We start from the raw sequence: 24,201 nt of genomic DNA, 5'->3' as shown, positions 1-24,201 counted from the left end.
TTCCGTAGCGCGTTGCGGCGGCCGCAGGCTTGCACGATGGTGCAGCGCATGTGGTTCTCGCGTCCCATCCCGCTCGTCTTCGTCCTCGTTGCGTGCGCCGGTGAGCCCGGCGATGGCGATGACCCGACCGGGGCCGCGGATGCGTCGGGCCCGTCGACGGCGACGTCCACCGCCGCCGACGCGAGTGCGAGCGCGAGTGCGACCGCCGCTGCGAGCACCAGCGCGGGCGCCACCACCGACGGCGGTAGCAGTGGGCCCGGCACCGACGACGCCAGCGGTGGCACCGGAGGTCCGTTCGAGCCCAACCCACTGTTCGCCGATCTCGCCGACGAGACCGTCATCGATCTGGGGCCCTTCGCCTGCGAGCCAGTGCCCGGCGAAGAACCCACGCTGTGCATCCGCACCACCGACTACAGCGGGATGGTCTACGACCCGCATCGCCATCAGATGCTCGCGTTCGGCGGCGGCCACTCCACCACGATGACCGATGCGATCCACGCCTTCGATCTCGCGACCGCGACGTGGAGCGACCTGTATCCGCCGACGGCGTGTGACGCGATGACGGCGGCGAACCTCGACGCCGACGCGGGCGCGTGGACGATGGGGCGTGGGCCCTACCCGCGGCCGGTGTCGACGCACACCTACGACATGCTGGCCGTGTCGCCGATGATCGACGAGTTCCTCGTCATCAGCCGCAACTTCTCCGGCGGCTACTGCAATGCGGTCGGCAACGACATCGGCGGCAAGATCGCTCACTTCGATCGCGCCGGCGGCAGCTGGTCGTTCTCACCGATGGCGCAGGGCGCCAGCTACGATCTCGGGGTCAACCTGCCCGGTTCGGAGCCCGACCCCGTGTCGGGCCGCATCGTGTTGTTCGGTGGCGGTGGCCTCGCCAGCTACGATCCCGCGACGCGGGTCTACACCCAGCACGTCGACACCTACGCCGGCGACAACGGCAATCTCGGCAGCCTCGACGGCATCGGTTACGCCAACCACCTGGTGTACTTCCCGCCCGACGATCGCTTCTATTTGTTCGCCCACGGCAGCCAGTCCGTGTGGGCGCTCGCCTACGATCGTGACGCACCTGCGCAGTCGGTCGCAGAGCGACTCGATACCAGCGGCCCGAGCCCCGGAGACGAGCTCGGCTTCGACTACGACGCCCGCAACCATGTCATCGGCGGCGGTGTGCGGGACGGAGTCTTCTACGCGTTCGACCCCTTCGACGCGACCTGGAGTTCGCATGTGATCCAGGGCGGCAACCCCGGCACGCTCGCCTTCCACGCGCTCGCCTACGACGCGGTCGACAACGTCTACGTGTTCATCGGCTCGCCGGACTCGGGCGCGCACACGTGGGCGTTTCGCCTCGCGAACTGACGCCCGAGTGGTTCGGTGCGCTCCTCGGTGATCTCGAACGCCGCCACCGCGATCGGATGCGTTCGGATGGACTGATGGCGCACTGCGTCCCGCTGTCGCCGGTACGCCGTTCGAAAAAATCGCCCGGCATCGACACCGCCCGGGTCACATTCGACCGTCTCGGGGACTCGGTCGGCATGCGTGACGACATCATCCCGTCCTCGAAGGCTGCTTGCGCTCTTGGTGATCGGCAGCTGTCATGCGACGGCGCAAGGCGACGACCTCGCCCCGGCGGGCGACGCGTCGAGCGGCGAAGATGCGGTCACCGACGCCGGGCTCGTCGCGGGCGGATCGACGCCGGCGACCTCGGCCAACATCGGTGCGGGCATCCGCATGGCCACGTTCAACGCGCAGTTCCTGCCGTCGAAGTTCGCCGCCGGCACGCTCGAGGAGAATGGGGATCACCTGGTCGAGCGGATCATCGCGGCGGACTACGACTTCATCGTGCTCAACGAGGTCTTCGACGCCGACCTCCAGGAGATCCTCACCGACGGGCTCGCGGAGCGATACCCGTACTACGTCGAGTACCTCGATGCGGGTGACCTCGAGGACAGCGGACTGGCGTTGTACTCGAAGTTCGCGTTCGATCCGCTGCCGGAGCCGGTGTTCGCGATCGACCCGCGGGACTGCGAGGCGAGCGGCGCGACGATCCACGTGGTGCCCGCGGACCCGAACACGGTGCCGTACGACTACGACCAGGACTGCGAGAGCGTCGGATTCATCGAGTTCGACGCGTGCAACGACGACGACTGCTTTGCCAGCAAGGGTGTGGGTCTGGTGCGGCTGCACCACCCCGTGACGGGCGAGAGCATCAACGTGCTGTTCACCCACACGCAGGCCAGCTACATCCCGGCCGGACATCCGCACGAGCAGGCGGAGATCGCAGACGCCAAGGACTGGTTCTCGACCCGCGACGCGCAGCTCGACGACGCCGAGCGGCTGCTACGCGGCTCGATCGGTGATTCTGCGGTCGACCGCGAGCTAGTGTTCATGCTCGGGGACCTCAACATCGACGGTGACCTCGTCGATCCCGACTACGGCGACAACTACACGGTCTACAACATCGAGAACCTGCACGAGTGGGTGTACCAGTTCGCCAACGCCGGTTCGTTCTTCACGGACGTGCTGCACGACGCGTGGGCGTTCGAGAACGCACCGGTGGATCCGAGCGGTCACTTCGACCGTGGCATCACCAATGTCACGGCGTGGGGCGGCCAGTCCGACGGCGCACGCCTCGACTACATCCTCACCAAGCCCTCGGCCGGGTGCGCCCAGCACATGACGCTCGCGCGCAACCTCGACTGGGGCGCGCCCTACATCGAGACCGGCATGGGCCCGGCCGGCATCGGCAGCGGTGGAACCGACGAGATCTCCGATCACGTCGGCGTGAACCTCGACTGGAACGTGCGCACCACCGCATGCAGCCCCGCGACTGCGGTCCTGCTCGATCCGGCCCCGGGTCAGCTCCACCAGGTCACCCGCACGCTCGACCAACCGGGGACGATGAAGTGGTTCCGATTCGACGAGCCCGGCACGTACTCGTTCGAGCTGCAGACCTCGTCGGGGGCCGAATTCCGCGTCTACGAGGCGATCGATCTCACGACCCCGGTCGTGAACTACAAAGCAGAGACGACCGAGCTCCACTTCCGGCGCGACGACTTCGTCGGCAAGGAATTCCGCATCTCGAGCGCGCCATTCTACGTGCGGGTGTTCCATCCCGATCGCACGCAGACCAACGTCGAGTTCACCCTGCGCACCGTGCAGCACGACTGCCTCACGATCGACACCGCGTGTGCTCTGCGGCCCGGTGACGCGCTCGCACACGACCTCCCCGCGAACCCGACCGGCGGGCTCGGCAACGAGGCGTGGTTCGAACTCTACACCGAAGCCACGCCGCAGGATCTCACGCAGGACCTGACCTTCTTCGTCCACGGCATCCCCGACACGGCGACCGATGGCGGGTTCCAGCTCGAGCTGGTGGACGCGGACGGGGTCGCGATCGACAGCGACGAGATTCTCGAGCCGGCGTCGGGTGGCGTCGGGCTCGCGATCCGCAAGTACGAGCGCCATGAGATCAAGCAATACTTGAGGCTGACGCGCAGCCCGCCGATGAGCGCGCCCTATCCGTCGCGGTACAATCACTTCGCGATCGGGTGGACCACCGACCTCTCGATCTTCTTCGGGTCCGCGCAAGGTGGCCAGAGCCTTCAGCTGCGGTGCCTCGAGGAGAACGACGGCGTCGACCTCGACTACGACGACGAGATGTGGCTCGCCTTCGTGAAGCTCGGGGCGAGCGAGATCGTGAGCGCGACCTTCATCGGTGACTTCGACGCCGGCAACAAGGCGCCGATGGACGCGATGCTCGGCGGGCCGATCTACTTCACGGATGCCGATCCGCTCGTGCTCCACTTCTACGAAGACGACGACTTCCTCAACGGCGACAACGACGAGTACGAGCGCAGCATCGCGACGCTCGATCGTGCGACTGCGGGTCCGGTGGCCGAGACCTTCGTGTTCGAGCCCGGCGGTTCGGGGCTCTACCAGTTCCGCTACAACCTGACGCACGGCTTCGACGAGTAGCCACGCGCTGGGGCGCCGCTGCCCGAGGTGCCCCGGTCTCGAGCCCGCGGGGCGCTGGACAGGCGGGACCGAGCTGATCGACGATCGCGGGCATGCAGCTGCTGCGCGCGCACGAAGCCACGCAGGTGCCGTGGAAGAACGGCCTCGGTGTCACCACCGAGCTCGCGGTGTGGCCGCGCGGCAGCAGCTTCGACCGCGACGACTTCCGCTGGCGGCTGTCCGCCGCGGCCGTGGAGGCTGACGGCCCTTTCTCGCGCTTCGACGGCTGCGATCGCGTGCTGGTCGTGACCGCGGGTGCCGGGCTCGTGCTGGACCACGGGGGCGCCGCGCCGGCCGCCACGATCGGTCGGCTGCAACCGCACGCGTTCGCCGGTGAGTGGACCACCACCGCGCAGCTGGTCGACGGTGCCGTGGTCGACTTCAATCTCATCCATCGGCGTGATGTGCCCGCCGAGCTCGCCGTGTTCGCCGGTGACGATCGCCCCGTTGAGGAGGACCTCGCGCATGCGCACGTGTTCGTGCACCTGCTGCGGGGCAGCGTCGGGCTCTCGCTCGCCGGTGCCACGGCGCAGCTCGACGCCGGTGACAGCGCGTGGATGCAGGGCGCGCGGGGGTCGCAGCGCCTGCGGCTGTGCCCGCGCGACGCGGAGTGGTTGATCGTGCGCATCGGCTGAGGCCCACGCGTCCACCCGCAACCGCACGTGCCGTCCCCGTGAGCGCGCGGGGTGCCGCCCACGAACCCGCGGCGGCCGGCCGCGAGCTCCTGCAACGGATTGCGCCGGAACCTCGCGCACAGTCTGCCGTCGCGTGGCGGAGCCGCCATGCATCCGCCTTCGCCCGACGCTCGCTATCATCCGTACTGCGGCGGGGCGGCGATCGTTCGTCGGTCGACGGCAGCCGCTGCGAGGGGGCGAGATGGGACGCATCGAAGATCTACCGCGGGTGGCGAACGCGAGCTGGCTCGGGAGCTTCGGCCGCACGACCGCCGAGCGCCTCGCGATGCAGCGCGAGGTCGCAGCCGCGAGCTCACCGCTGGTGCGCGGCCGCATCCTGCACCTGCCGCTGGTGCTGCCGGCACAGCCCGAGGCCTGCCACCAGGTGCTCGTCACCAAGGCGAAGAGCTTCGAGAAGTCGCCGGGCCTGCGGGTGCTGCTGCACGATCTCGCCGGGCAGGGGTTGTTCACCAGCGAGGGTGAGCTGTGGCGTCGGCAGCGACGGTTGATGGCGCCGATCTTCACCCCCGGCGCGCTCGGACAGTACGCCGAGGCCATGCGCGCCACCGCGGCGCGGGCGGCCGACGCGATGCGGCCGGGGGCGTCGATCGACCTGGCGCGCGAGACCACGCGCATCGCGATGACGGTCGTGGGTGCCGCGTTGTTCGGCGTCGACACCTTCGACGAGACCGAAGGGTTGGGGGCGGCGCTGACCACCGCGTTGGGTTGGGTCAACGGCGTGCTCGCCTCACCGGCGATCGTGCCTCACGTGATCGCGCTCGATCTCACCCGTGGGCTTGCCGCGCGCAGTCGCGGCGGGGTACGACGCTGGGCCGAGCGCATGCACGCGCGCTTCGAGTCGCCGTTCTTGATCGGCGGCTCGCGCAGCGCCGAGCTGCGCGGGGCGGTCGCCGTGGTCGACCACCGAATCCAAGAAATGATCGGCGAGCGTCGTCGCGAGGGCCTGGGTCGCGCGGACCTGCTGACGCGGCTGCTGGCTGCGCGCGACGCCGACGAGGGCGGCACGATGACCGACACGCAGGTGCGCGACGAGGTCGTGACCCTGTTCGTGGCCGGCCACGAGACCACCGCGACCAGCCTCGCGTGGGCGCTGTACCTGCTCGCACGTCACCCCGACGTGCTCGCGCGGGTGGTCGCCGAGGCCGACGCGTTCGGCGAGGGCCCGATCGATCACTTCGAGCCCGAGCGACTCGACCTCACCACCCGAGTGTTCCGCGAGACCCTGCGGCTGTACCCACCGCTGATGATGTTCCCTCGGCGCTCGCTCGAAGCGGTCGAGATCGCCGGCACGACGCTGCCGCCGCGGACGCTGGTGTTCGTCAGCGCGTACGCGCAGCACCGCCGCGCCGACGTGTGGCCCGAGCCCGACCGCTTCGATCCCGATCGCTTCCTTCCCGAGGTCGAGGCGCTGCGGCCCAAGGGCTCGTACCTGCCGTTCAGCGCGGGGCCGCGGTTCTGCATCGGCATGCACTTCGCGATGATGGAGGGGCCGATCGTGCTCGCGACGTTGCTGCGGCGGCTACGCTTCGAGATCGATCCTGCGCTCGACATTGCGGAGGACGACTTCGCGACCCTGCGGCCGCGCGGCGGAGTGCCAGCCATCGTGCGAACGCGGTGACCCCCGCCCACGTCGACGTGGCGGGGTGGGAGCGCGCCCACGGTCGCGCCCCGGCGCTCGACCGGTCGCGTCGCGGTGGCCGGCCCGGACGCGAGCAACGCGCGAAGCCGGTCGTCGCGACCCACGGCGGGCCGCCGCGGGCCTTCGACCACACGTCGACACCCACGTGTCGTTTCGGCCCAGCGCGCCGCCCGCCACCCGAGGGATTCCGATTGGGTTAACACGACACGCACCTCGGCGACGGCGGTTGCCACGGTGGGAGGGGGCGTGGCACAGAAGGCATCGACCGCCATGCGATTCCCTCGGACATTCGCCGTGCTCGGGCTCTCGCTCCTGCTGCCCATCGCCTGCACGACGCTCAAGGCCGACGAAGAGCACGAGGAGGCGAGCGAGCACGAAGGCGGGCATCCCATCGTGCTGACGAGCCCGCTGATCAAGGACGTCGTCACCACGCAGGAGTACGTCTGCCAGATCCACTCGCAGCGGCACGTCGAGATTCGAGCACTCGAGGAGGGCTACCTCGAGGAGATCCCCGTGAAAGAAGGGCAGAGGGTCAAGGAGGGCCAGCTGCTCTTCAAGGTCGTCGCGGTGCTGTACAAGGCGCGGCTCGACGCGGACAAGGCCGAGCTCGAGCTGGCGGAAATCGAGCTGCGAAACACTCGCAAGCTCTTCGAGAAGAAGATCGTCTCCGACCAGGAGGTCGCGCTCGCCAAGGCCACCCGCGAGAAGGCCAAGGCCAAGGTCGATCTGGCCAGCGCCGAGCTGGGCTTCACGCGGGTGAAGGCGCCCTTCGACGGCATCATCGATCGGCAGTACCAGCAGCTGGGCAGCCTCGTCGAGGAGGGCGACATCCTCACGACGATGTCGGACAACAGCTTGATGTGGGTCTACTTCAACGTGCCCGAGGCCAACTACCTCGAGTACGAGATGCAAGAGGGCGCGGTCGATCCCAACAGCCCTCAGCAGCTGAAGCTACCCGAGGCCAACATCGAGCTCCGCCTCGCCAACGGCAAGCTCTTCGATCAGACCGCCGGTGACACCGTCACGGTCGAGTCGAACTTCGACAACGAGACCGGCAACATCCAGTTCCGCGCCGACTTCCCCAACCCCAAGGGGCTGCTGCGCCACGGTCAGACCGGCACGCTGCTGATTCATCAGAAGCGCAAGGATGCGGTCGTCATCCCGCAGCGTTCGACCTTCGAGATCCTCGACAAGCAGTACGTCTACGTGGTCGGCGAGGACGACATCGTCCACCAGAAGGCCATCACGGTCGCGCACGAGCAGGACGACATCTTCGTGGTCGACACTGGGCTCGCGGCCAACGATCGCATCGTCATCGAAGGTGTTCGCCAGCTGCACGACGGCGATCACATCAAGTACGAGTACAAGAAGCCGGAAGAGGTGCTCTCGCACCTCAAGCACCACGCCGAGTAGTGCTCGCGCGGCGACCGGCCAAAGCCCGCCCCGACTCCCGCACGTCTGTCACATGTTCACGAAGATCCTCTACCGTCCGGCGCTCGCGCTCGTGACGGCGATCATCATCCTGTTCCTCGGTGGCTTGGGCATCGTCCGGCTGCCGATCGCACAGTTCCCCGATGTCGCGCCACCGACGGTCTACGTGAGCATCGCGTACCCCGGCGCGAGCGCGAACGTGCTGGTCGACTCGGTGCTCATCCCGCTCGAGCAGTCGATCAACGGCGTGCAGAACATGCGCTACATGGCGTCGAGCGCCACCAGTGCGGGCGAGGCGACCATCGCGATCTACTTCGAGCCCGGCACCGATCCCGACATCAACGTCGTGAACGTGCAGAACCGCGTCAACATCATGCTGAGCCGCCTGCCGCCCTTGGTGGTACGCGAGGGCATCCTGGTCAGCCAGGTCGTGCCCAGCATGCTGATGTACCTGAACATCTACAGCACGGATCCGAACACCGATCAGAAGGACCTCTTCAATTACGCGAACGTCTACGTGATGCCGGTGCTCAAGCGCATCCAGGGCATGGGCATCCCGCGCAACCTCGGCAACCGCAACTTCGCGATGCGCATCTGGCTGAACCCCGATCGCATGCGTGCCTACAACGTCTCGGTCGAGGACGTGATGAAGGCGTTGGCCGAGCAGAGCATCATCGGCTCGCCCGGTCGACTCGGTCAGGCCACCGGCATGACCTCGCAGTCCAAGGAGTACGTGCTCACGTACATCGGCCGCTACAACAAGGCGCAGCAGTACGGCGACATCATCCTCAAGGCCAAGTCGAACGGCGAGATCTTGCGGCTCAAGGATGTCTGCGTGCCCCCCGACGAGGCCGAGCACGGTGGCGAGATCGACGCGACCGGTCCGCCCGCGGAGCCCGGCGCGCCCGCGGCCCATCCGACGCCGAAGAAAAAGCGTCAGGGCATCGAGCTCGGCTCCGAGTTCTTCGACATCTACTCCGACGTCGACGGCCACCCCGCGGCCTCGATCGTGCTCAAGCAGGCGCCCGGATCCAACGCCGCCGAGGTCATCGAGGAGGTCAAGAAGACCCTCGACGAGCTCGAGAAGTCGTTCCCGCCGGGCATGAAGTACGAGATCGCCTACGACGTCTCGAAGTTCGTCGACGCGTCGATCGAGAAGGTGCTCCACACCTTGCTCGAGGCGTTCATCCTGGTCTCGCTCGTCGTCTTCATGTTCCTCGGCGACGTGCGCTCGACGTTGATTCCCACGCTGGCGGTGCCGGTGTCGCTGATCGGCACCTTCGTCGGCCTGCAGCTGCTGGGCTTCTCGATCAACCTCATCACGCTGTTCGCGATGGTGCTGGCGATCGGCGTGGTCGTCGACGACGCCATCGTCGTGGTCGAGGCCGTGCACGAGAAGATGGCCGACAAGCACCTCTCGCCCTATCGCGCGAGCATGGAGGTGCTCCACGAGATCAGCGGTGCGATCGTCGCAATCACGCTGGTGATGACCTCGGTGTTCGTGCCGATCACCTTCGTGCCCGGCCCGGTCGGCGTGTTCTATCGCCAGTTCGGCGTGACGATGGCGACCTCGATCGTGCTCTCGGGCCTGATCGCGCTGACGCTGACGCCGGTGCTGTGCGCGATGATCCTCAAGCCCCACGCCCACGGCGAGGCCGGCCACGCCGGCGGCGGCAAGAAGAAGCGCCGGGGCCTCAAGGTCGTGCTGACGTACATCTTCGTCGGCCTGCCGCTGCTCGCCGGCCTGACGTACCTCGCCTACGAGCTGTGGGGACCGATCGGCTTCCTGCTGATCGTGGTGCCGTTCGTGCAGCGGCCCTTCAGTCGCGGCGTCGACACCGTCACCAACATCTACACCGGCATGCTGCGGCCGATCGTGACCCGCCGCCTGCTGACACTGCTCATCATCGGTGGGTTCTCGTTCGGCATCGTCGCCGCCAACGCGCGCATGTCGAGTGGGTTCATCCCCGGTGAGGACCAGGGCATCATCTACGCGGTGCTGCAGACCCCGCCGGGGTCCACACTCGAGTACACCAACGCCAAGTCGCAGGAGCTCGAGGCCATCGCCAAGGAGATCGATGGTGTGGTCTCGGTGACCTCGGTGGCGGGCTACGAGGTGCTGACCGAGGGCCGCGGCTCCAACGCGGGCACCGCGATCATCAACCTCCGCGAGTGGTCGACACGCGAGCTGACCGCGCGCCAGATCATCGAAGAGCTCGAGGAACGCACCGAGGAGATCACCAACGTCAAGCTCGAGTTCTTCGAGCCGCCGGCGATCCCGGGCTTCGGCGCCGCCGGTGGTGTGTCGCTACGCGTGCTCGATCAGACCCAGTCGAGCATCACGGACTACGAGAAGCTGGGCAAGGTCAACGACGCGTTCATGGCGGGGTTGGCGGAGCGCCCGGAGGTGAAGAACATGTTCACCTTCTACGCCTCCGACTATCCCCAGTACGAGCTGGTGATCGACAACGATGTGCTGATGCAGAAGGGCGTCTCGATCGACAAGGCGCTCGACAACCTCAACATCCTCATCGGCAGCACCTACGAGCAGGGCTTCGTCCTGTTCAACCAGTTCTACAAGGTCTACGTGCAGGCGTGGCCCGAGTTCCGACGCATGCCCGAGGACCTCGACGAGCTGTTCGTGAAGAACGAGGCCGGCAACATGGTGCCGTACTCGTCGTTCATGACGCTGCGCAAGCAGCAGGGCTTGAACGAGATCACCCGCTACAACCTCTATCCTTCGGCAGCGATCCAGCTGGTGCCGGCGCCGGGCTACTCGACCGGGCAGGCCATCCAGGCCATCCACGAGGTCGCCGAGGCGACGTTGCCCAAGGGCTACGGCATCGGCTGGGAGGGCCTGTCGTGGGACGAGTCGAAGAAGGGCAACGCGGCCATCTACATCTTCGTGGTCGTGGTGGTGTTCGTGTACCTGGTGCTGGTCGCCCAGTACGAGAGCTTCTTGATCCCGCTCGCGGTGGTGCTCTCGCTGCCGATCGGCATCTTTGGATCGTTCTACTTCCTGCAGGCCGCGGGCCTCGCCAACGATGTGTGGGCGCAGCTCGGCCTCATCATGTTGGTCGGCTTGCTCGGCAAGAACGCGATCCTCATCGTCGAGTTCGCGGTGCAGCGTCGCCGTGAGGGCGTCTCGCTCAAGGACGCCGCCATCGAGGGCGCCAAGCTGCGCTTCCGGCCGATCCAGATGACCTCGTTCGCGTTCATCGCCGGCCTCGTCCCGTTGGTCATCGCGACCGGGGCGGGCGCGATCGGCAACCGCACCATCGGCACCACCGGCGTCGGCGGCATGTTGCTCGGCACGGTCGTCGGCGTGATGGTGATCCCGGGCCTCTACTACTTGTTCGGCAAGCTGTCCGATGGTCGCGAGCTGCTCCGCGACGAGACCGCGCAGCCGCTGGGGGAGCGCTTCGAGCACGCGCCGTTCGTGCCCGTCGATCACGAGCCGGGGGCCGAGCACGGCCAACGTGGCCCCACCGCCGGTGCCCCCGCGTCACGTACCGAGGTGCCGACCGCGACCGCCAGCGCACGGACCGAGGTCGCGCCGATGCCGACGCCGTCGCGGACCGAGGTCGCGCCGGCGCCCGCCGAGGCCTCGCCGCCCGCCGACGACGCGACTTCGTCGACGGACTCGAACGATCCGAACCCCCACGAGCCGCAAAGCTAGCGGGTCCACCGCGGCCACGCGCGCGCATCCTGAACCGGAGCTGACCATCCGCCATGGCGAACGAACGTCCCATCCTCGTGGCGCTGCCTCTCGACGAGCAGACCGCCGACATCGTCGCGATTGCGGCCGAACTCGGCCGCCGCCTCGCGGCGCCGATCGTCGTGCTGCACGCGATTCCCCGGCGGCGCCTCGAGAGTGAGCGGGGCATCGACCTGCGCATCGCCGAGGCTCGTCACGAGCTCGAGCCGCACATCGCATCGTTGCGCGCGAACGGCCTCGTGCTGCAAGACGTGATGATCGAGCTCGGGCACCCCGCCGAGGAGGTCATCGAGGCGGCGCCGCGACTGTGTGCGCAGATGATCGTCACCGGCGGTGGTCAGCCGGCCACGGTGCGGCGTTGGGTGGTCGGTTCGGTGGCGGAGACCATCGTGCGTCAGGCCTCGATCCCGGTGTGGGTCGCGCGTGGGGTCTCGCCGGTGGGCCGTACGCTGCTGTGCCCGATCGACCTCACCGCCGAGTCGCGCGTGGGCCTCGAGACCGCGATCGACATGGCGAAGCGGTTCCAGATGTCGCTGTCGGTCATCACCGTCCTGCACGACGAGGGCTCCAATCCCCACCTCGCAAAGGACGAGGGGGCGATCCACGCCCAGCTGAAGGCGTTGCTGGCCACCTACGACACCCAGGGCCTGCAGGTTTCCATGACGGTGACGGCGGGCGACCCGGCCGAGGAGATCGTGAACGCTGCGCAGGACGCCGGGCTGTTGGTGGTGGCGACCCGTGGCTACGATCCGCTCGTGCGCGACTGGCTGGGGCCGGTCAGCTCCCGTGCGCTCAGCCACAGCACCTGCAGCGCGCTGACGATTCGCCACCTCGAGCGCGGGCATCACGAGCGCGAGCGCGTCATCTCGCGGCTCGCCGAGCTGCACGAGCGCGCCAAGTTGCTGCTCGCCGACGGCCGCGGCGCCGAGGCGCTGCCGATGCTGGCCCACGTCGCCGAGCAGGCCGCGACCAACGCCTCGGTGCAGGAGACGTATGCGCGCGCGCTCGAGCAGGCCGGGCGCGCGGTCGAGGCCACCAGTCGTCACGAGCTCGCGGCGCTGATCCGCAGCCGGCTCGACTGACGTCCGCGCGCTGGCGCAGCTGCCGGTCGCCGATCGGCTCGGTGTGGTGCGCGTCGCCGGCACGCGGCTGCGGCAGCGCGTGGGCGCGAACGAGGCGGCCTACGCCGTCGTCATGGCCGCGGCGATCGCCCACGACGGCGCGTACAGGATCAGCTCGAGGTCGTACAGGTCGGTGAAGAAGGCCTGGCGATCGGGTCGACGCACGTAGGCGCGGAAGATCGCGTAGGCGACCGCGGTCGGTACGATCAGGCCGAGCATCGCCGGTGGGGCAAAGCCCGCGGCCAGGGCGAGCACGAGCCCGGCGACGCTCGCCCAGTGCACGAACTCGAGCAGGCGCAGGGTGGCGCTGCGGCCGAGCCACTGCGGCAACGAGCGAATGCCGGCGGCGGCGTCGTCCTCGACGTCACGCACGTCGCCGAGGTTCGCCGAGATGAAGAGTCGGGGGTAGAGGAACGCCGCGAACGTCGCGATCGCGGGGGTCGCATCCAGGCCGGCGTGGCTCAGAGAGACCGCGAGCAGCTCGGTCCAGCAGGCGCAGACGTAGAACGGCTTCAGATACGGCACGTCCTTCAGGCGATAGACGCGACCCGATGCCCGCAGCGGCAACACGTACAACATACCGAGCAGCGGGAACGCGATCGTCCACGCGAATGCTGCCAGCGATACGCTGGCTCCGAGCGCGAGCGCCAGCGCAGCGGAGGTCGCGACGCACACCCGCAGCACCGAGCCCCATCGCTGCGTGAGCGCGCGCCGCTGCGGCGTGCTGCGCCCCTCGGCGGGCGACGTGTCCGCGAGCCGGTCGAAGTTGTAGACCGCGAAGACCGATGCGAACACGGCGATCACGCCGGATGGCGCCGGGCTTCCGCCGGCGGCGAAGGCCGCGGCGACGGCAACGCTGGCGCCCCCGAGCGAGAGCAGCACGCTGAGCTGCATCGTCGCTTGGGCGACCGTGAGGAGCGGCGTCGTGGAGCGCACGGGCTGCAGAGCCCACCGGCACGCGATGTGACGCGCACTTCGGCGGCTCGTCGACATGGCGGCCCTGGTCGTGCGTGGGGTCCGAGCGGCGGCGCACCCAGCAGATGCAGCGCACCGCGGAGGATCGGGGCAGCGCGCCGTGACCGTGGCAGGACGTCGCCCACCACGGCCGTGCGACGGGGATGGGCCGGGGGCCCACGCGGACTTCGGGCCCATGCCCGACCATGGCAAGCTGAGAAGCGCACCGCGAAGGACCTCACCAAAGGTGCGTTGCGGCCGGGCGCCGGGCCTTCCCAGCTGCGTCGCGTAGCGCTAGCGTGGGACGACTCGAACATGACGCCGTCGCTCGCCCTCGATCTGGACCTGCTCCACCTGCTCGCCACGGCCGGCACCGACGCGTTGCCGCGCGAGCGCATGCAGCTGTTGCTCGGGCGCGAGCTCGCGCGCTTCGCCGCGGCGATGGAGGGCCACTTCGCCCACGAGGAGCAGGTCGCTGGCGATGCGAACACGGCCCTGGCCGACGAGCACGAGCAGCTGAGCGCGCGGCTGGGTGCGGTGCGCGACGCGGTCGCCCGCGCGTCGCTCGACGAGGCCCGTGTCGCGCTGGTCGAGTTCCTCGACGCGATCAGCGAGCACGAGCGCAGCGAAGCCGTCACCGACGGCTGAAGCGTCTGTTGCCGGTGCGCGCGCAGGGCCGGTGCGCGCGCAGGGCCGGTGCGCGCGCAGGGCCGGTGCGCGCGCAGGTGCCCCGCTCGCGCCCCTGGGGTGTTTCACGCCGACCCGTCATCCTCGGACGGTCGCACGACAATGGGGAGATGGGACTCGGAGTGAACGGGGCCCGAGGTATTGGACATGCTGGGATTCGAAGGTCGTCGCGCGATTGGCTTTGCGACGTTGCTGGGATGTGGGTTGTGGAGTGGATGCGCCGCGGACGGACTCGCGGTGATCATGGACGATGGCAGTTCGTCGGGCACGGACGCTGGCGCCACGCAGGCGGGTGATCCCACACCGTCGCCGACGGCGACCGACGGCGATGCAGCGTCCAGCAGCGGCGGCGAGTCGACCGGCGAGGACCCGGCCGCTCGCTGTGGCGACGGTGTCGTCGAGGGCGACGAGCAGTGCGACGGCTTCGATCTGAACGGCAGCAGCTGCGCTGCGATGGGGGCGGTCGGGACCCTGGCGTGCACGGCGGCGTGCACCTTCGACACCTGCGGCTGCATCTGGGAGGGCGAGGCGCCGTGCGGTCCGCCGGTGTGTGGCAATGGTTGGGTCGAGGCGGGCGAGGCCTGCGACGGCAGCATCGAAGGGGTCGATGGGTGGACGCCCACCTGCACCGATCTGCTGCGGACCCCGCATGCCGGCGAGCCGACCTGCGCGGGCGACTGCACCTACGACACCTCGGGTTGCACGCTGTGTGGCAACGGCATGCTCGACGAGGGCGAGCCGTGCGACGGGGACGCTGTGACGTGTGCCGAGCTCGGCCTCGGTCTCGGGGCCGCATCGTGCACGGACGAATGTGAGCTCGACGTGTCCGCGTGCACGCTGTGTGGCAACGGTGTGGTCGACGCGGGCGAGGACTGCGACGGCGATGCGGTGCCCTCGAGCTGCGCCGCACAGGGATTTGCGCTCGGCGACGTTGCCTGCGATGCCGCGTGCCACCTCGACGTGTCCGGCTGCAGCACCTGCGGCGATGGCATCGTCAGCGGCGCGGAGCCGTGCGATCCGACGGCGCCCGGGCTGTGTGCCTGCAGCGAGAGCTGCATCGAGGACGCGCAGAGCTGCGTCTCCGTGGCGATCTCCGAGATCCTGTATGCGCCTGCGGCGGATCCGGATGCCAAGCCCGGGCAGTGGATCGAGCTGCACAATCCCGGCGCGACCGCCTGGGATCTCCAGGGCTGCGTGGTCACGGGGGACCTCGCCATCGACACGTTCGACGTCGACGTATCGCTGGTGATCGAAGCCGGTGGCTACGCGACGTTGGGCTCCGGCACGCAGGCCGAGCTCGGCTTCACGCCGGACTTCCCGATGCCGATCGGCGTCGGCCTCTTCAACGACGGCGACATCGTCACGCTCACCTGCGACGGGGTCGTGATCGACACCGTGTCGTACGATGACATTGCGCCGTGGCCAGTGGTGGCGCCGGGCACGAGCATCGCGCTCGCAGTGCTCGACGCCAGCGCCAACGACGATGGCGCCGCGTGGTGCAGCGGAGCGACCGCCTACGGGCCGGGGCATCTGGGCACCCCGGGGGCACCGAACGACTGCCCGTAGTACTCAACGCCCCCGCACTTGGGCGGCGAGCAGCGCCTCGGTGCACGGCACGACCACCTCGGCGAGCACGCGACGACGCACCGCCGCTGCGGTGTGCGACGCGAGCAGGCCGGTGGTCTCGTCGCGGAGGTCGGTGGCGGTGTCGACCACCCGTGCGAGCTCTGCCCGCACGGCGTCGAGCTCGGTCGCGATCCGTGCGTGTAGCTCCGTGCCGCCGCTGCGCAGCGCCCAGGCCAGGATCCGGTACGAGAGCTCGGCGTGGCGCCCCTCGTCGTCGGCGATGCGCGCGAGCGTGTCGCGGATCGCCGGTGAAGCGACCCGACGCGAGGCCTCCGCGACGCACAGCGCAGCGACGGTCTCGTTGACGCAGCCGTCGCGGAAGCACTCGACGGCGAGCGCGGTGAGGCTCGCGGCAGGCGTGAGGGTGGCCAGCGGCAGCGGTCCTGGGCCCATCGGCGCGTCGGCGAACGCCGAGGCGATGCCGTAGCACTCCTGCGCATGACGAACCTCGTCGCGCGCGGCTGCGTGGGCATCGTCGACGAGATCCGCGGGGGCGCCGTGGACCATGAGGTCGATGGCGAGCCGGGCGAACGCTGCGACCGAGGCGTGCTCGAATGCGGCCTCGCGGGCCCAGCCGACGGCCGCCTGCGCGCGCGTCGACGGCGACCACGACGGCGCACGGCCGAGCGCGATCGATCGCGACCAACCATCACGCGCACGCGTGGCGGCGGTGACGACCTCGCCGGCCTCGCGCAGCGGACGTCCGCCGGGGCTCGGCTCTTCGCATCCGCCGTTCTTGGTCTCGAACGTGTTCGGCGGACAGCGGTGGGCCGTGGCCACCATGTAGCAGCATTGGTCGTCGAGGGCGCGCTCGAAGGGGGCATCGTCGAGGGGATCGGGGGCGCCGTAGGGGTAGAAGTGACGGGTGCGAAGCGCGACCGGGCACTGCTTCGCGCCCGGCGCGGGGAACTTGGTGGAGACCGGTCCGGGCACACACAGCTCGTACGCCTTCATGCCGTCGGGCACGCGCGCACGCGGCTGCGCGCGACTCTCGATCGGGTTGCAGCGCTCGTAGCAACAACGCGGCGCTTCGGGCTGATAGCTGCCCGAATACGCGTAGCTCGTGGTGGCCTCGCGATCGAAGGTGAACGACGCCAGCACGGCGTCGTGGGAGCCGACCCGCCAGCCGTCGATCATGTGTTCGGTCTCGAGGTTCCACAGCGAGAGCGCGTTGCGGGTGCACATCTCGTGGGGCGCGGCGACGGTTCCACCGGCGCCCTCGTACGCGAGGTCGACCAGGCCGCAGACGCGCTCGTGGATCTGATCGGGCTTGCATGCCCGCCGAGCTGCGCGCGCGGCCGCCGGGCGCGTGGGTGGGGGCGTGGCCGAGTTCGTCGGGGCGGTGGTCGTGGGGACCGTGGTCGGCTCGGGCTCGGGCGCGGGCTTGCAGGCGGGGATGGCCGGTAGACCAAGGGCAACCGCGAGGCGCAGGCGGAGCGAGGAGGGCGTCATCACGATCAGTCTATGGCGTCGCGTCGAGCTCTGCCCGCGGCTCGCGACCAACGCGACCGAACGCGTCCGCCGGTCGCGTCACCAGCCTGCTCGGGCGCCGCTGTGCGCTACCGCAGGGCGCCACCGGTCGAGAGCAGGCGCGCGGGGCCGGTGCCGTCGGTGAGTCCGAACGCGACCGCGGCGGGCCCCGTCGGCCCCGCGCGCACCAGCGTGGGCACCGGATCGTCGCTGACGCACCATAGCGACGCGTCGGCCGCGATCGCGTAGCTGACACATGCGGTTCGCGCCGCGGGGTCCTCGTCGTAGCTGCCCGCGCGCGTGATGCCGCTGGGGTGCAGCCACACGCGCTCGAGCGTGACGAGGTCGCCGTGGTGCATTCGCACCGCGGCGAGCAGGCCCTCGGGGCCCGGACGCGCGGCGACGTGGGCGATGCGATCGACGCCGGCCGGCGGGGACAACTCGACGCGCTCGCCGTCGACGACCGCCGCATACGACCCGGGTGCTCCCGGCGAATTGCCATCAGTGTGCACGAGCACGGCACCGTCGACGACGCCGATGAAGCGCCCGGTCGCGAAGCTGCTGCGGGCGCCGCCGCCTGGCGCGGCGACGGTGCGTTCGCAGGCGGTGTAGAAGCCGTCGGACCACGCGAGGCTGACCTCGCCGCGCGCGAATGCAGTCGCGGGGCAGTCGCCGTCGTCGCCCACCACGATGCCGAGCACGTCATCGGGCGTGGGCATCGCGGCGATCCACGCCGTGGCCTCGTCGCCCGAGGGCGCCAGCCAATCGTGCTGCAGGCGCAGTACTGCGGGTCGACGCGCTTCGCGACCGGACTGCAGCACGACGAGGCTGCCGTCGGCGGGATCGATGCGGCCGGGCAGCTCCCAGACGACGTCCTCGGGGTCCGCATAGGCGCAGACGCGATCGCGATCCTCTGCGTCGGTGACGACGTGCACGCCTGGGATCGTGCTCGCCCGCACGACGTAGATGCGGTTCGGGTCGAGCGGACCGCAGCGCTCGTCCGGTGCACCCGAGGAGGGACCGTCACCGCTCGCGCCGGACGCGTCGGTGTCCGCCTGTTCGGGGTCGACGACGGTGCCACACGCGGGCGTGCACGCGAGGGCAAGCGCCGCGGCGGTGATCACGACACACCCCGTGTCCGGTCGTGAGCCCGCCGAGGTCACTGCAATACCTCGACGCGCCCGACCGAGGCGCTGAGGAGCCGCAACCGCGGGTAGGTCTCGTCGGTGAGTTCCTCGCGCAGCTCGTAGACCACCTCCGCCGGTCCCGCGGGCGGCAGCCGTGCGACCACTTCGCCCGCGCTCTGCGAGCTCGACCCACCGAGGCGCCACAGTGCGCCGTCGCCGTCGAGGGCGTACTCGATGCCGTAAGGGATGAGCGTCTCGAAGTCGTCCTCGTAGGCGCCGAGCAGCTCGATCCCCTGGGCGGTGACGCGCGCGCGCTCGAGCGTGGGGACGTTGCTGCGGATCACCTCGACCGCCGCCGCGACTCCACCTTGATCCGAGCGCGCGGCCAGGTGCCGCACGCTCTCGACGCCGGGTGGCAGGGGCAGGGGCGTGAGGTCGTCGCCGCCGATCGCATACCCGCTGGGCACACTGTCGGTCGCGAAGATCGCGATGTCGTCGAAGATGCCGACCGGCTGCGGGATCACGTCGTAGTAGGCGCCGAGGTAGTCCGCAATTCGGTAGAGCGTGCCATCCGTCCCGCTCGTCACACCGAGGCACTCCCCGTACCACGCACCGTCGCTCCACACGAGCACGGGCGCGAAGTCCGGGTTGGCCGAACACGGCACGATGCGATCGAGCATGACATCGTTGAACGGTCGAAACAGCTCGCCGAAAAGCTCGGCACTGCCGACCGGTCGCCACTTGTCGCCCTTGCGTTCTTGATAGACGTAGAGCAGCCGGAACAGGCTGCCCGTTGTCGCCAGCCAGACGAGCGAACCGTCACCACCGTCGAGCCTCGGATGGACCACGTCGCCCGCGTATGCGGCCAGCGCGGTGACGCAGAGCTTCTCGGGGGCCTCCGGGTCGATGATCTCGCTCGTGTTGAACTGCGTGATGAGATAGACCCGCGCGGGGTCGAACGGCTCGCAGAACTCGTCCGGCGCGCCTGGCTCGGGGGCGGTTTCGCCGAAGACGTACTCGTGGTCGGTGGTGGAGCTGTCGGCGGACTCGCCTTGGTGCGAGGGGGACGCGCAGGCGAGCTGCGCGAGCAGGGCGAGCGCGCAGGCGAGCGGGAGACGTCGGGCGGCTCGCTGCGGGGCGTACGGATGGCGGTCTGCGAGGATGCCTGCGGGCGCTACACCAAACACCTCTGGAGTCCGTGCATCTGGGCGGGAAAACAGGGGAAGAGGGGGGCGAGGTTGCTTTGTGGTGGGCATTGCTGTTGAATCCTGACAGTGGTGTTGGTGCACCTCGGTGTGACCGGGATCGGCAAGGCTGCGAGGTCAGAACCATCGCGTAGCGGCGAGTACGTAGAGCCAGATGCACGTGATCGCGTGAGACCATCGTGCATTCGGAGCCGGTTGTCGGTCGTCACAGTCAACGGTGCGTGGCGCATGCTGGGGGCCTCCGCGCTTACGGCCCGTTGCCGGCCTTCGCGGCAATCTCGCGCTCGACCTCCTGCCATGTGTGAGAGAATCCTCGTTTGTTCGTGAAGGCAATCTCTTGCAGACGAAACAACGGTCGCATGTCGCCGTCGCGGACGTCGGTGTCCACAAAGCGGAGCTCAGTCAATTCAGGGAGTGACGAGATGAACTGCAGCGAGGGAATCGTGCCGCAGGAGTTGAGTCGGAGTGAGCGGAGTGTCTTGACGTTCGCAAGTGCGTCGTAGCTCACGAGTGCCCGGCAGTTGGAACACTCGAGCATCTGCAGACGCGGCCACGCCGACGCCGCAAGTGTCGTGAGCGACCGACAGTATGCCAGCTCCAGGCGTTCGAGAGCGCGCAGCTGCGCGAGACCGCGAATGGAGTTGATGCTCGACTGGATGAGACCAAGCTCGCGAACGCAAGGGAGCGCAGGGAAGTCGGAGAGGTCGCGGCTCTTCGGTCTGAAGTGCCTGAGGCGCAGTGAACGAATCGAGCGGCTCCGCTCGGAGATGTGGAACTTGGGGCCGCAGTCGCCGCGGTACTCCTCCAAGTCCGGGAACACATCAAGATCGAGCGCGAAGTCGGTCTCGCCGAGTGAAAGAAATCGGAGCTTTCGGAGTCCTAGAATCGCCGACGCGTCCAGCGGTCGGCCACCAGGTACGGTGACCACGCCTTCGACCTCGGGGATGCGCTCCAAGAATGACACATCGCTCGCGGTGTATCCGCGGACCGCATTGATGCCCACTCCGTCGACTGCATTCTCCTTCATGAATTCCAGGTGCGCGTCGATGTTCTCGGAGTCAATCCAGATGATTGTGTAGTCGCCCCAGCGCTCGATCGGTGGGGGGCATGCTCCTTTGGTCTTCGTCATTCCGGTGTCCACCCTCGGGTCAGCACGACTCGCACGCTTCGTGGCGCAGCGACGGGAAGGCGACTGCGACGGCATTGCTTTCAAGCCGTGCGAGTACGTCGTCGACGGAGTTCAACTGGACCGACGCTGGGATGTCGACTGCGTAAACCCCCAATGCGTCGGAACTTTCCGTGCTGCAGCCCAGGCGGCGGAGGTCGTCCAACACGGGCGCGAGTGTCAGCGATGGTCCCACGCGGAGGAGCCAGAGTGTGGAATGTTGCGACCTCGAGATGTGCTCCCAAGACACGACCCGGTTCCCCGTCGGCTCGAGTCTCGCACGGATGATGTCGCCGACCGAGAGGTCTTTGACGAATAGCGGTGCTGTCACTGCGGTGTAGCCCCCTGGAGCGAGCAGGAAAGGGAGGCACTCGACTGCGACGGGTGGCCAGCCGTCCTCGATCTCCAGAATGAACTCGAGGAATGCGGTGGTGCTTGCAGTCTCATTCTTCATCTGAGTTCACCCGTGTCACCCGTGGCGAGTCCATGCGTCTCAGGCGGAGCGGGGCCGCGTCGGGGGCGGGGGACGCCGTGCCTCCAGGCCAAATGCGGTTCGGATGATCTGGGTCACTCCGTACTCCTGGAACCCTACTTGGCCGGCGTCGACCTCATCGAGGCCGTAGATCTCGAGTGCCGTCCACGGAGGCGAGTGTGCATGTTCTCCGTGGTGCTCGTCTACGGCTTCGAGCACGAGTGCCAGCGTCTCGTCGCGGGAACTCCCCTGTGCCTCGAAGGTCGTGATGCCGCGGTCCGTTGGATCCGCTGGAGGGAGTACATCCATGTCCAGAAACAAGCTCGCCTCGTCGGCTTCACCCTTGCAGTATGCCGCACCCAAGTCGGCGACTCTCACGGCGCCCGCAGGCGGTCTCATGGCTGCGGTGCTACGATGACGAGCCGCATGTATCGGCCGTGCACACGAATATACGCGCAGTGTTCGAGTCGCAAGAAGAAATGATCCGCGGCACTGGCTTGCTGTTCGGTCATTAGCCACTCGTCGTCCAGATCGCCCGGACTCTTGTAGCCCATCTCGTCCACCTCTCGGACATCTTTGCAGCCGAACTGCGAGCTCAGCTCGAAGTAGTCGACGTCTCGGCACTCGAGTTTGAGGCGTGGAAAATCCATCGTGTTGGGCTCGCACGGAACGAACGAGATCACAATGAATCGATCTGGTCCGATATTCAACCCGCCGAAGCGGTAGAAATTGTGAATCTCATGCACCCTGCCGTCCATCAACAGTTCGTTGCTTTGTCCAACCACGAAGTTCTTGATCATCACGAGCGCCCTTTTTCGCGCGAGGGAGGATGTTGCGCCGTTGACCATTGACGGGTTCCGCTCCTACAGTCGGGCAGAGGCCGATGGTCCGGCGCAGTCGGGGTGTACCGTGCGGAGCGCGTGGTGGCGCTCGTCGTCGAGCGGCCGCGTCACCGTGGCTCACGTGCCCAGCTGCCGCCGGCGCAGTCACGGAAGGCGACCCACCCGAGTGGGAGGTCCGCAACCTCGCAGACGGTGGAGTCCAACGCGATGATGGCGGCGAGGTGCACGATCCTCCCGTGGGCAGGGTCGTTGGTCTCTCCGCACAGGAACTGCCAGCCGCCGTCATCATCGTCGTGGGACACCATCAAGATCGGCGCGCCTTCGAGCACATTCGATGTGGTGAGCACGCCGAGCTCTGGAGTTTCCGCGAACGTCATGCACCGTTCCTTCGAGAGCCTCGCCCATGCGCGGCAAGCACAGCGACGCGAGGGAGGCGGGGAGCGCGTTGGTCGAGTCTGCCTGCCTGCGTGGGACCTCGGGTATCTTACGACGGGCGCGCCGACTCGCACGCACGGCGGCCGCATCGGCCGCATATGGGCGCATTCAGGGCGTGCGCACGAAGTCCGCGCACGCGGTCACCAAGGCGTCGGTCGCATCCATCAACCGCCGCAGATCCGCATGCCGCTGAGCCCCGAGCCCGATCACCTCCGGCGCGGCCATCGGGGTCTCGAGCAGCACCTTCGCGAGCGGGGCGACCTGCACCGGTAGCGGTCCGGTTTCACCCATCGCGAGCCACCGCAGATGCTCGACATACGATCGCCCCCACACGCTCGCGATCGCGTCGGCGCGCTCGGGCTCGCGCTGCGCCCACGCGCACAACACCGCGTTGCAGGCCATGCCACCGGCGCGGCGGGCATGGGCCACACAGGCGCGACGCGACTCGAGCTGCTCTTGCGCCGCCGCGAGCTCGCGCCGGGCCGCCGCGAGCCAGGCGGCGGCGTCCAATCGCCACAGCCAGTGCTCCGTTGCGTCGTCGGTCATCGTCGGTCGCCCTCGGTTGCCCGACGCGCGACCGCGTCAGCCCCCGCTGCCGGAGCTGCCCGAGCCGCCGCTGCTCGAGCTGCCGCCGCTCGAGCCCGAGCCGCCGCTCGACGACCCACTGCCGCCAGCGCTGGTGCCCGAGCCCGAGCCCGAGCCGGCACTGCCGGAGTCCTCGGCGGTCGCGCTGGTGGTCATGCCAGGCTCGAAGTCCCGCTTGCTGCCGACGTCGAGGTACACCGGCGGATCGCCCAGCGAGGTGCCGCCGCCGTGCATGACGTCGCCGGCGATGCAGCGCCCGGGCGCGACGTTGATGTCACCGGTCACGCACTCGGTCTGGATCGGCGAGCCGTTCTGCGCGCACACCAGCCCGGGCCGGCAGTCGCTCTGGCACACGCAGGCGTCGCCCTCGCCCGAGCGACAGCCCCATGACAGGCCGACGCCCGCCGCGAACATCCACGCGGTGCGCCAGCTCCAACGCTTGATGCTGCCCGGCGTGCTCATGTCAGGGCTTTGTACTCGACCCGCACGACCTCGAGCTCGCGGGCGCCCTTGGGCAGGTGAAGGGTCACCGCGTCGCCGGCGACCTTGCCGATGAGCGCCCGCACGATCGGCGAGCGGATCGACAGCCGCCCCTTGTCGGCGTCGGCCTCGTCCTCGCCGACGATCGCGTAGACGATCTCCTCGTCGGTGTCGAGGTCGAGCACGGTCACGGTCGCGCCGAACGCGACCTTCTCGCTCTTGATGGTCGCGGGGTCGATGATCTCGGCGTGGCCGATGCGGTGCTCGAGGAAGCGCATGCGGCCCTCGAGGGCACCCTGGCGCTCCTTGGCGGCGTGGTACTCCGCGTTCTCGCGCAGATCGCCGTGCTCCCGCGCGACCTCGATGTCGCGCACGTTCTCCGGCCGATCGACCTCCTTGATGTGCTTGAGCTCGGCGCGCAGGCGCTCGAGACCAGCAGGAGTGATGGGAAAGGACTCGTCGGCCATGGGCCGCCGACGATAACAGGCCGGGCGAGCCGCGCAAACCCGGCCGGGGA

General features: G+C 68.7%; 21 protein-coding genes. 9 read left to right on the top strand and 12 right to left on the bottom strand.

Going from position 1 to position 24,201, the window contains the following annotated elements; translation table 11 throughout:
• The first annotated feature begins 48 nt into the window (after positions 1-48).
• The 7 genes from IPH07_13090 to IPH07_13060 all read left to right on the top strand — a co-directional run bounded on the left by IPH07_13090 (position 49) and on the right by IPH07_13060 (position 12,597).
• The gene (locus IPH07_13090) at positions 49-1,374 is read left to right on the top strand and encodes a hypothetical protein (protein MBK6918324.1); all 1,326 of its coding nucleotides are present in this window, start codon (positions 49-51) and stop codon (positions 1,372-1,374) included.
• A 219-nt stretch (positions 1,375-1,593) separates the two neighbouring features.
• Positions 1,594-3,993 carry an endonuclease/exonuclease/phosphatase family protein gene (locus tag IPH07_13085; GenBank protein MBK6918323.1) on the top strand — a complete coding sequence of 800 codons (2,400 nt, stop codon included), beginning with the start codon at positions 1,594-1,596 and terminating at the stop codon, positions 3,991-3,993.
• Positions 3,994-4,085: 92 nt separating this feature from the next.
• A complete protein-coding gene (locus IPH07_13080) occupies positions 4,086-4,667 on the top strand; it encodes a HutD family protein (GenBank protein MBK6918322.1) in 582 nt (193 codons plus the stop codon).
• Positions 4,668-4,908: 241 nt separating this feature from the next.
• Positions 4,909-6,345: a cytochrome P450 gene (locus IPH07_13075; GenBank protein ID MBK6918321.1), complete on the top strand. Its 1,437-nt coding sequence runs from the start codon at positions 4,909-4,911 to the stop codon at positions 6,343-6,345.
• 291 nt (positions 6,346-6,636) lie between these two features.
• Complete coding sequence (locus tag IPH07_13070; protein MBK6918320.1) at positions 6,637-7,779, top strand: efflux RND transporter periplasmic adaptor subunit; 1,143 nt, start codon at positions 6,637-6,639, stop codon at positions 7,777-7,779.
• A gap of 52 nt (positions 7,780-7,831) precedes the next feature.
• Positions 7,832-11,476 carry an efflux RND transporter permease subunit gene (locus IPH07_13065; GenBank protein MBK6918319.1) on the top strand — a complete coding sequence of 1,215 codons (3,645 nt, stop codon included), beginning with the start codon at positions 7,832-7,834 and terminating at the stop codon, positions 11,474-11,476.
• Between the two features lie 53 nt (positions 11,477-11,529).
• The gene (locus IPH07_13060; protein ID MBK6918318.1) at positions 11,530-12,597 is read left to right on the top strand and encodes a universal stress protein; all 1,068 of its coding nucleotides are present in this window, start codon (positions 11,530-11,532) and stop codon (positions 12,595-12,597) included.
• A gap of 99 nt (positions 12,598-12,696) precedes the next feature.
• Here the strand turns inward: IPH07_13060 and IPH07_13055 are convergent, their stop codons facing one another.
• On the bottom strand, positions 12,697-13,572 hold the full coding sequence (locus IPH07_13055; GenBank protein ID MBK6918317.1) for a UbiA family prenyltransferase: 876 nt from the start codon (positions 13,570-13,572) through the stop codon (positions 12,697-12,699).
• A 333-nt stretch (positions 13,573-13,905) separates the two neighbouring features.
• On the opposite strand from IPH07_13055, the gene IPH07_13050 reads away from it, so the two are divergent.
• Both IPH07_13050 and IPH07_13045 read left to right on the top strand, forming a co-directional pair.
• Positions 13,906-14,238 (top strand): hypothetical protein, encoded by a 333-nt coding sequence (locus IPH07_13050; GenBank protein MBK6918316.1) that lies wholly within the window; start codon positions 13,906-13,908, stop codon positions 14,236-14,238.
• A 282-nt stretch (positions 14,239-14,520) separates the two neighbouring features.
• Complete coding sequence (locus IPH07_13045; protein ID MBK6918315.1) at positions 14,521-15,843, top strand: lamin tail domain-containing protein; 1,323 nt, start codon at positions 14,521-14,523, stop codon at positions 15,841-15,843.
• A 3-nt stretch (positions 15,844-15,846) separates the two neighbouring features.
• Here the strand turns inward: IPH07_13045 and IPH07_13040 are convergent, their stop codons facing one another.
• The 11 genes from IPH07_13040 to greA form a co-directional block, all read right to left on the bottom strand.
• Entirely contained in the window at positions 15,847-17,355 is a 1,509-nt protein-coding gene (locus tag IPH07_13040; GenBank protein MBK6918314.1) for a ferritin-like domain-containing protein, read from the bottom strand.
• 107 nt (positions 17,356-17,462) lie between these two features.
• Positions 17,463-18,497, bottom strand: coding sequence for a hypothetical protein (locus tag IPH07_13035; protein MBK6918313.1), 1,035 nt, complete (start codon positions 18,495-18,497; stop codon positions 17,463-17,465).
• Positions 18,498-18,532: 35 nt separating this feature from the next.
• A complete protein-coding gene (locus IPH07_13030; protein MBK6918312.1) occupies positions 18,533-19,687 on the bottom strand; it encodes a hypothetical protein in 1,155 nt (384 codons plus the stop codon).
• Between the two features lie 265 nt (positions 19,688-19,952).
• The gene (locus IPH07_13025) at positions 19,953-20,834 is read right to left on the bottom strand and encodes a leucine-rich repeat domain-containing protein (protein MBK6918311.1); all 882 of its coding nucleotides are present in this window, start codon (positions 20,832-20,834) and stop codon (positions 19,953-19,955) included.
• A 19-nt stretch (positions 20,835-20,853) separates the two neighbouring features.
• Positions 20,854-21,324: a DUF4265 domain-containing protein gene (locus IPH07_13020; GenBank protein MBK6918310.1), complete on the bottom strand. Its 471-nt coding sequence runs from the start codon at positions 21,322-21,324 to the stop codon at positions 20,854-20,856.
• A 39-nt stretch (positions 21,325-21,363) separates the two neighbouring features.
• The gene (locus IPH07_13015; GenBank protein MBK6918309.1) at positions 21,364-21,720 is read right to left on the bottom strand and encodes a hypothetical protein; all 357 of its coding nucleotides are present in this window, start codon (positions 21,718-21,720) and stop codon (positions 21,364-21,366) included.
• 17 nt (positions 21,721-21,737) lie between these two features.
• A complete protein-coding gene (locus IPH07_13010) occupies positions 21,738-22,142 on the bottom strand; it encodes a hypothetical protein (GenBank protein MBK6918308.1) in 405 nt (134 codons plus the stop codon).
• 149 nt (positions 22,143-22,291) lie between these two features.
• Positions 22,292-22,561: a hypothetical protein gene (locus IPH07_13005; protein MBK6918307.1), complete on the bottom strand. Its 270-nt coding sequence runs from the start codon at positions 22,559-22,561 to the stop codon at positions 22,292-22,294.
• 166 nt (positions 22,562-22,727) lie between these two features.
• A complete protein-coding gene (locus IPH07_13000) occupies positions 22,728-23,165 on the bottom strand; it encodes a hypothetical protein (GenBank protein MBK6918306.1) in 438 nt (145 codons plus the stop codon).
• A gap of 36 nt (positions 23,166-23,201) precedes the next feature.
• On the bottom strand, positions 23,202-23,666 hold the full coding sequence (locus IPH07_12995) for a hypothetical protein (GenBank protein ID MBK6918305.1): 465 nt from the start codon (positions 23,664-23,666) through the stop codon (positions 23,202-23,204).
• Complete coding sequence (gene greA, locus IPH07_12990) at positions 23,663-24,151, bottom strand: transcription elongation factor GreA (protein MBK6918304.1); 489 nt, start codon at positions 24,149-24,151, stop codon at positions 23,663-23,665. The genes IPH07_12995 and greA overlap by 4 nt, the downstream gene beginning before the upstream one ends.
• Positions 24,152-24,201 lie beyond the last annotated feature (50 nt).

It is taken from the genome of Deltaproteobacteria bacterium, from assembly GCA_016709225.1.
GTDB lineage: Bacteria > Myxococcota_A > Polyangia > Nannocystales > Nannocystaceae > Xiheibacterium > Xiheibacterium phototrophicum.
Note: the sequence above shows the minus strand (reverse complement) of the source record. Positions and strands in the feature narration are given on the sequence as shown.